Genomic DNA, 8,726 nt, shown 5'->3' with positions numbered 1-8,726 from the left:
TAGTATTGGAGTAAATTGGTTTGTTATATCTCCTCCCTCTTTATCTTTGACATTGAATCCACCTAATAAGCTGATGCAACTTTTTGATCTGTCAAATGTCTTTTTGATTTCTTCCTGAGGAGCTGTTTCTTTTTCTTTTATTTCGATAGAGACCGGTTTCTTATCTTTTTTTCGACGAGAGAATTTATATAAACCGTAGCCCGATAAAAAAATCAGAAAGGTGATAACTCCTACCCATAACTTATTTTTCGAAGGGGCTTTTTGAATCGTGTCTTTTAATGCAATCGGCGGGAAATCTATCGAATAAATAGAGACTTCCGGATCGCTATTCCTTATTTCCCTGTTAAATATTGTATATAGTTTGCTGCTGTCGGGAGAGTAGTACAGATTACAAAATAAATACCCTGCCGACATGTCTCCTATATTGGTTGAACATCTTTTTATTTCAGGACGATTTAACGAAATCCGGACTAAATAACCTTGTGATTTTGAGACATTTATTGCGTAAAAACATGAATCTGTCGGGCTATAAATCATATTCCCTCTTAACAAAAGCTCTGTCTCTTCTTCAATATTTGATTTGATTTCCCATATTTTTTTTACTTCGAATGTTGTTAAATCGACAGCATACAGGTCATATAAGTTATGACTGACTTCTTCTTGGCGTCCGTTTTTGCTTCCTTTGCCACCGAAGATATAAAGAGTATTATTTATGATTGTCGATACGGCGGAAAATCGGGGTGAAATCTCTTTGATTTGAAGGCTGTCCCATCGATGAGTATTTAAATTTACCTTGAACAACGTGTTTTTATACAGATAATATCCATACCCTCCGAACGTAATTAAAGAGGTATCTTTAGGAGATATAGCCACAGTGTGGTGTATATAGGCCGGATCTATACTGTTCGTGAAAGTCCCGCTCCAAGAATTGTTCTCCGGTGAGAATACCGAAATTGATTTCTGGTCAAGGCTGTAAGATATAAGCCTGTGATTGTATGGGTCATAAGTTATTTGGTTGTTTTTTTCGCTGGCTAATTTCCCTTTGATATTATTTATCGAATATGACTTTTGTGTGATAGGATTAAGTACGGTCAGTTGATTGCTCCCGTTAATGATGTAAAATAAATTTTTGTCAGAATTATATGTGATTTGGGGATTTCCTTTAATTTTTTGTTTGTATAATTGATTCCAGGAAGAGTGATTATCGATGAGCCATATAGGATTCTCTGTAATTGCGGGACATTGTTTTATGAGATCATAACAGATACTATCTGCATGTTGCTTTAGCTCCCAATGATATATTTCGTTGTCTTTATTGTCTAATACTCGTACATTTTTAATGTTGATGGGAGCGACATCTCCGACTTGAAAGTTTTTGATTCCGGAAGTCCCGAAATGGATAGTCACATTTTTACATCCTGAAAAATCAAAAGATTGAGTGCTTTGAATCGATCCGAACGAAAAAGTGATTTTATTATCTTTCGGCATTAATTTGACGCTTATCGGTATCCATTTATTGTATGTCAGATCTTGTGTAATCGGATGTTGACTTTCGTTGAGTATCCATGCCGGATAACGATCGTTTTTCTTGTTGGCAAGATATACGAGATCTATATTTTTTTGTGTATTTGTAATGATTCTCACGACATATCCCCATACAATCTCTTTTCGCAGCATGAGGTCGAATGATATGGTTCTTCCGTTTTCTATTTTTATAGGTTTTCCTCCATTCAATACAAGTCGTGTGCGTATTGTTCCCGGTTGTTGGTGTGATCTGAAAAATAATCCGCCGTTTATGTCAGAAGAATAAACAGAAATGCTGCATAATAAGCAAAATATGACAAAAAGTTTTTTCATGATGATAATGTGTGTGTTATATCTTGATATTGTATATCCATCCTGTTTTGACATTACAAATGTAATAAAAAAATGAAAGGAGAACATTTATTCTGCTATTTTTTGAAAAAGAGATATTTCTAAATATAATTATTTTAAAATGTATATGCATGGCTGGAGTCTTTGATAAAGGTTGCCGATTAATTTTTCAATTTACCGTTTTTTTAAGTGCATTTTAATTCTCTATAAAGTGAAAAGATAATTGTTCAAGAATATTTTTGTAACAAATTTTGTAGTCGGGAGAAATTTCCGGTTGCTTGGCTCGTTTTAAATTACTAATCAATAATTAAAAACACACACAGAATGAAAAAAACATGGAGAATTGTTTTGCCTGCGTTACTGGTGGGGTCGTTTATTTCTTTTGCCGACACGAAAGACAAAAGAGAAATAAATGATAAGGCAGTAACGGAAGAGATCTGTCCTTGTGAAATGGAAGGTATGGATCTCGAAGAAGCTTACAATCGTTCGATGGCAAATGCGGGCGTATCTCAACAAGTGAGTAAAGAGACTCCAAAGTATTTAAATCCGAACATTCCTATTGAGGAACGTATCGATGACTTATTGCCCCGGCTTACTCTTGAGGAGAAAGTAATTCAATTGAGTGATAGCTGGGGTTCAAAGGGCATTGCTCGGTTGAAGATTCCTGCAATGTTGAAAACCGAAGGATTGCACGGCCAGTCTTATGCTACCGGTTCTACCATATTTCCACACGGGATTAATATGGGTAGTACGTTTGATACGGAATTAATACAAGAAGTCGGTAAAGCTACGGCAATTGAGGCTAAAGCTGCAAATTTACGGGTTTCTTGGTCTCCGGTGTTGGATGTGGCGCGTGATGCCCGTTGGGGACGTGTCGAGGAAACTTATGGTGAAGATCCTTATCTCGTTGGTCGTATAGGTGTCGCATGGATCAAGGGTTTTCAGGGTGAACACATGTTTGCCTGTCCTAAGCATTTTGCCGGTCACGGACAACCGGTCGGCGGTCGTGATAGTCATGATTACGGATTGTCGGATAGAGTAATGCGTAATATTCATTTAGCACCTTTCCGCGATGTTATTAAAGAGGCGAATGCATTCGGAGTTATGGCGGCTTATGGGCTTTGGAACGGAGTGCCTGATAACGGTTCGAAAGAGTTGCTTCAGAAAATCCTTCGTGAAGAATGGGGATTTGAAGGTTTTGTCGTTTCTGATTGTAGCGGCCCTGAAAATATTCAGCGGAAACAGTCTGTTGTGGGTACTATGGAAGAAGCTGCCGCTATGGCTGTTCGTGCCGGAGTAGATATCGAATGTGGATCGGCTTATAAAAAGGCGTTGGCTTCGGCAGTAAAGAAAGGCATTATAAAAGAAAGCGAATTGGATGCCAACCTGCGTCGAGTATTCAGAGCTAAGATGCGCTTGGGATTGTTTGATAGACCGAGTATTGAAAATATGGTTTGGAACAAACTTCCGGAATATGATACTCCCGAACATCGGGCTTTGGCACGTAAAGTAGCAGTAAAAAGTACGGTTCTTCTGAAAAATGAAAATAATCTTCTTCCGTTGGATAAAAATATCAAGACAATCGCTGTGATCGGTCCGAATGCAGATCAGGGACAGACTGGTGACTACTCTGCAAAATATGCACCCGGTCAGATAATTTCGGTTTTAGAAGGTGTCAAAAACCATGTGAGTCCTTCTACAAAAGTTTTGTATGCGCAAGGTTGTACGCAACTCGATATGGATACTACAGGTTTTGCAGAGGCTGTGAATATTGCGAAACAGGCTGATGCCGTGATTCTTGTTGTGGGAGATAATTCGAACCGACATGAGAACGGAAACAAAAAAAGTACTACGGGAGAAAATGTTGATGGTGCTACTTTAGAAATACCGGGAGTACAGCGACAATTAATTAAAGCTGTCGAAGCAACAGGAAAACCTGTCGTGCTGGTTTTGGTAAATGGTAAACCGTTTACATTGACATGGGAAGATGAAAATATCGAGTCTATTCTTGAAACTTGGTATCCGGGAGAAGAAGGCGGTAATGCAACTGCAGACATTATCTTTGGTGATGAGAATCCGTCCGGACGTTTGCCTATCTCATTCCCTCGTCATCCGGGACAGTTGCCTTTGTGGTATAATTATGAAACTTCCGGACGTAATTATGACTATTATGATATGCCGTTTACTCCATTATACCGTTTCGGTCATGGATTGAGTTATACGACATTCCGTTATTCTAACCTTAAAGCTACTACTAAAAGCGGAGATCCCGGTTTTGTGACTGTTTCAGTAGATATTGAAAATACCGGGAAAAGGCCGGGTGAAGAAGTAGCTCAGTTATATATAACCGATTTGGTAGCTTCGGTAAATACCGCAGTTATAGATTTGAAAGGATTTAAGCGTGTTTTCTTGAAACCGGGAGAAAAGAAAACCGTTACTTTCGAACTGAACCCTTATTTGCTTTCTTTATTGAATCCGGATATGAAACGAGTTTTGGAAGCTGGAAAATTCAGAATGCATGTCGGAGGAGTTTGTCCTGAACCGCCAAAAGGTTCTACCGAACATAAGCAGAAAATCGGTTTTAAAGATCCGAGCCAAGGTATTTCCGGTGAGTTTACGGTCGATAAAGACTACAAAGCAGATTTTGAATATACCGTATCGGCACCGAAAAGTGTAAAAGGCGGAGAATCGTTTAAGGTGGTCGTAAAGGTGAAGAACAGCGGAAATTTATTGGATATCGCTGATGTTAAATTGTATGGAAATAGTTTCTTAGATGATCGTCGTGCTGAGATCGAAGCCGGAGAAACAAAAGAAATGGTTTTTGATGTGCAGATGTATGCAAGCGGCAATCAGACTTTAACCGTAATTTTGGATGATCAGATAAAATCCGTTCCTTTAAAAGTTTCGAAAGTTCCGGCAAAACTCGTTTTGGAAGGTAGTTCGATCAATATGACCGAGAAAGGAGAAATGGTTTATGTCGCAGAGGCACGAAATGTAGGAAGTGAACCTTTTAATAAGAGTTTGGATGTGAAAGTAGAAGGCGTAACTATTGCATCACAACCGTTGCGTTTGGATGCTGGAGCTAGTCAGCGTGTCGAAATTAAATACGCATTCCCTCGTTCCGGTACATTCCGTGTGAAAGTCGGTACTGAAGCAGAGCAACAATTGATTGTTCCGGGAGGAATCGGATTGGCATTGCAAGACCCGTTGGCTTATATAACTTTCGAAGGAGCGACAGATAAAGAAGTCAAAAATGAGATTACCAGAAAAATGTTGCCGATTCAAGGTAAAGCCCAAATTATCAACGGCAAAAACGGAAAGGGTTTTAAGAAAGACAAAAAAGAGACTTTTGTCGATGCAGGTGGTATGGACCTGTACCGGAAACCGTTTACTTTGGCAGCATGGGTTTATCTGAACCAGATGGATAACGGTCAGGCTATGTTCTTCGGTGGACAAGCTCCGATGGGGGCGGATGTCGATGTAACCGGAACACGGTTGGCAGCCGGTATTTTCCAAGAAAAAACGATTCTTTCTTACGAAAATAGCGACGTTCGCGGTAACAATAAATTGCAATCGGGAAAATGGATACATTATGTTTATACCTACAATCCTGAGAAAGAAGAAGGAGCGATTTACATAGACGGTCGTTTGGATAAGAAGGCTTTCCAGAAACCTTTTGCCGGACCACTGGAACGTATTGCCGGGTCTCAGCGTTTTTCATCAGGTAAATTTATTATAGATGATGTTCTTGTTGCCCGTACGACGATGGATGAGAAAGCCGTAAAAGAACTTTATACAAATGGTGTGGAAGCTATGCGTAAAGCTCAGAAAGTAACCGATTGGCGTCCTATGGATTCGGCTGTTGAAAAAATGAAAGCGTGGGCAGAATTAAATGCCGGTGGAAAAATTCAGGTTTTTGTTGAGGTTGCAGATAATAGCGGAAAAGTAATCGATTCTAAATCGGTACAGTTGAAGAGCGGAGAAAATGAATATTCTTTGGCAGGATTAAAAAAAGGTGACAAAGTTCGTTTACGTATAGATTTGTCATCTACAGCTTGGGACGGTGTCCCAGCCTTGCAAACGGTCGTTTTGGAAGGTGCTTCACCGATCCGTTGGTCGACGGTTGAAGAATGGATGAAAGGTTCTGCTTCTAATTCTTTGTTAATAGGATTGTGAATCGTAAGTATATAGAGTTAGTTTGTTGAGTAAAGGCGGTGTTCCATTGTGGGATACCGCCTTTCTTTTAGACAGACTTTAATATTCCCGAACTTATATGGTCATCGATTTGAAATAAGATTTATATCTTTGCAACCTTTGATTTGATAAAAGTGTAGTATGTTGAAAAAAACATTTCGATTATACCGGGATCATTATGTAGCATTGTTGAGATTGGGAGTTCCGATTATGATAGGACAGTTGGGTATTATCATCGTCGGATTTGCCGATAATATAATGGTTGGTCATCATACTTCGGAGGAGTTGGCTGCAGCATCTTTTGTAAATAATCTTTTTAATCTTCCGTTGATGTTTGCTTTAGGCTTTTCTTTGGGGCTTACTCCGTTGATCGGGAATTTGGTCGGAAAAAATCAGGTAGCAAAAGCCGGTCAGACTCTTCGATATGGTCTTATCGCCAATTTGCTTTTAGCGATTTTACTGATCGGGGTTATGTCCGTAGTTTATGTTAATATAGACCGGATGGGACAACCGGAAGAACTTTTGCCTTTAATTAAACCCTATTTCTTGATTCATTTGTCGGGTTTGATTTTTATCATGCTATTTAATGCTTTCAAGCAATTTGCCGATGGTATTATGGATACTCGTATCTCGATGTACATACTTTTGTGCGGTAATGTGCTGAATATTATAGGTAACTATTTATTGATATTCGGCCCGGGTTTTTTCCCAGAACTTGGACTGCTCGGAGCAGGATTCTCTACATTATTATCTCGTATTTTCACGTTGTCGGTTTTTGTGTATCTGTTTTTCTTTACGTCTCGTTATGGCAGATTTAAAGAAGGCTTTCGTCATCTTAAAGGTGATTCGGGGAAGCAATTGCTTCATTTAACCAAAATGGGAATGCCTATTGCTTTGCAAATGGGGATGGAAACCGGATCTTTCAATTTGAGTGTTATTATGATGGGATGGATCGGTACGGCAGCATTGGCGGCACATCAGGCCGTTGCAACTTTTACTACGATCGGTTTTATGCTTTATTACGGTATCGGGTCGGCTATTACGATTTTGGTAAGTAATGCTAAAGGAGCAGGAGAGATGAATAAAGTAAGATCGATAGCAAATGCCGGATTTCATGTAATAATACTTTTGGCCGTATGTATTGTAATCATAATGGCTTTGTTCCGACAACAGGTGGGTTATCTGTTTACAGATTCGGAAGAAGTGAACGGAATCGTAGCATTGTTGATAATACCGACTATGGTATATCAGTTCGGAGATGGCTTGCAAGTTGCCTATGCAAATGCTTTAAGGGGAATAGGAGATGTGAAACCTATGGCCTTAATTGCGTTTGTCAGTTATTTCCTCGTATGTTTGCCTGCGGCATATTTATTTGGCTTTGTTTGTCGGGGTGGTGCTATGGGTATCTGGTGGGGATTTCCGATTGGTCTGACTTTGGCAGGAGTCTTGTTTTATTCTCGTTTCAGGTATAAGATGAAGAATTCGAAAATCGTGTAGTCCGGATCGGATAGTGAAAATATTCTGAATTTCTTTGTTGCAACAGGAGCTAAGCAAGTTCTAATGAGTTGGCCGGCAATGAAAAATATTCCGTACTATCGGACATTCTACCGGATAGTACGGAATATTTTGATTATTTATTATCTGTCTCCGAAATAAAAACGGATACCTCCAAGTAAATTAAACCGGTTTAAGTTTATTCTGTCATAGTCGTTATAAACTATGGTACTATGTACATTTTCCATCTTTATGTTTTTCAGGAATGCAGAACCTATGATTTCATTGAATGAGATACCTATTCCCATGTGTTTGTTAAGTTTATATTCGATTCCGATTCCATAATTAAACCCGATAGTCGATACATAGGTTTTTCCTTTTTCAATTCCTGAAGATATTTTGTCTGAGAATTTTAAATATCCGATACCGACTTCTCCGTTTATCATCCAGTTTTTATTGAACGAATATTTTGTGCAAAATAAAGGTGCGATATATGAAAATAAGGCATTATGATCCATGTTCGTCTTTTCGTAATAACTGTCAGAACTGTACCCTGAATAAAAAATTCCCCATCCGAAATTTTTAATATAATGATGGAATACCAAATCCCATGCAAGTCCGGAAGTCAGTTTATCATCGAATTGTTTATCTGCCCCGGTGAGCCCTTCTGTTTTAGGTAACCATCCGTAACCGACATTGAATGAAAAATCGACTCTTGGAGGTAACGGGCGTACTTTGTTTAAGACATTATTTACACTATAATTGTAGAATGTCGTTTGTGTGTTGTATGTAGAATCGGATATGCCGGATTTGAGAATATTTCCTGAAATTTGGTGGCAGGAACTTGCGACACCCGGTAAAAGGTGATCGGTGATTTGCAGAATATCTCCTCCGGCTTTTCTTGTTTCTTCTTTGGCTATTTTTAGTACTTGATCATATCGGCATCGAATAGTAAAACTTCGGTCTAAAATAGCAACTTGTCCTATCAAAGTTGCAGCGACCGGGACTTTTTCTCCCTCATTTACGACCATAATTGTATCTTCTTGAGATAAAGACGGATATTCCTGTATCTTGTTTAATACAATTTTAGGAGAACAGGAAAAAAGAGTACATAATAATACTCCGGTAAGAATTTTATTTTTCATGGATATGTGTGTATATAG

At 38.8% G+C, this 8,726-nt stretch carries 4 protein-coding genes; 2 read left to right on the top strand and 2 right to left on the bottom strand.

What is annotated here, in order from left to right; translation table 11 throughout:
- Window positions 1-1,857, bottom strand: a 1,857-nt coding sequence (locus AC1WHX_RS08330; protein ID WP_481229135.1) for a Kelch repeat-containing protein, incomplete at its 3' end; no start/stop codon positions are given.
- A gap of 342 nt (window positions 1,858-2,199) precedes the next feature.
- On the opposite strand from AC1WHX_RS08330, the gene AC1WHX_RS08325 reads away from it, so the two are divergent.
- Complete coding sequence (locus tag AC1WHX_RS08325) at window positions 2,200-6,051, top strand: glycoside hydrolase family 3 N-terminal domain-containing protein (RefSeq protein ID WP_302544564.1); 3,852 nt, start codon at window positions 2,200-2,202, stop codon at window positions 6,049-6,051.
- A gap of 159 nt (window positions 6,052-6,210) precedes the next feature.
- The gene (locus AC1WHX_RS08320) at window positions 6,211-7,566 is read left to right on the top strand and encodes an MATE family efflux transporter (protein ID WP_302544565.1); all 1,356 of its coding nucleotides are present in this window, start codon (window positions 6,211-6,213) and stop codon (window positions 7,564-7,566) included.
- Window positions 7,567-7,706: 140 nt separating this feature from the next.
- On the opposite strand, the gene AC1WHX_RS08315 is transcribed toward AC1WHX_RS08320, so the two are convergent.
- The coding region (locus tag AC1WHX_RS08315) for a hypothetical protein (RefSeq protein WP_481229134.1) at window positions 7,707-8,726 on the bottom strand (1,020 nt) is incomplete at its 5' end.

The sequence above is a fragment of the Coprobacter sp. genome (genome assembly GCF_982436375.1).
Note: the sequence above shows the minus strand (reverse complement) of the source record. Positions and strands in the feature narration are given on the sequence as shown.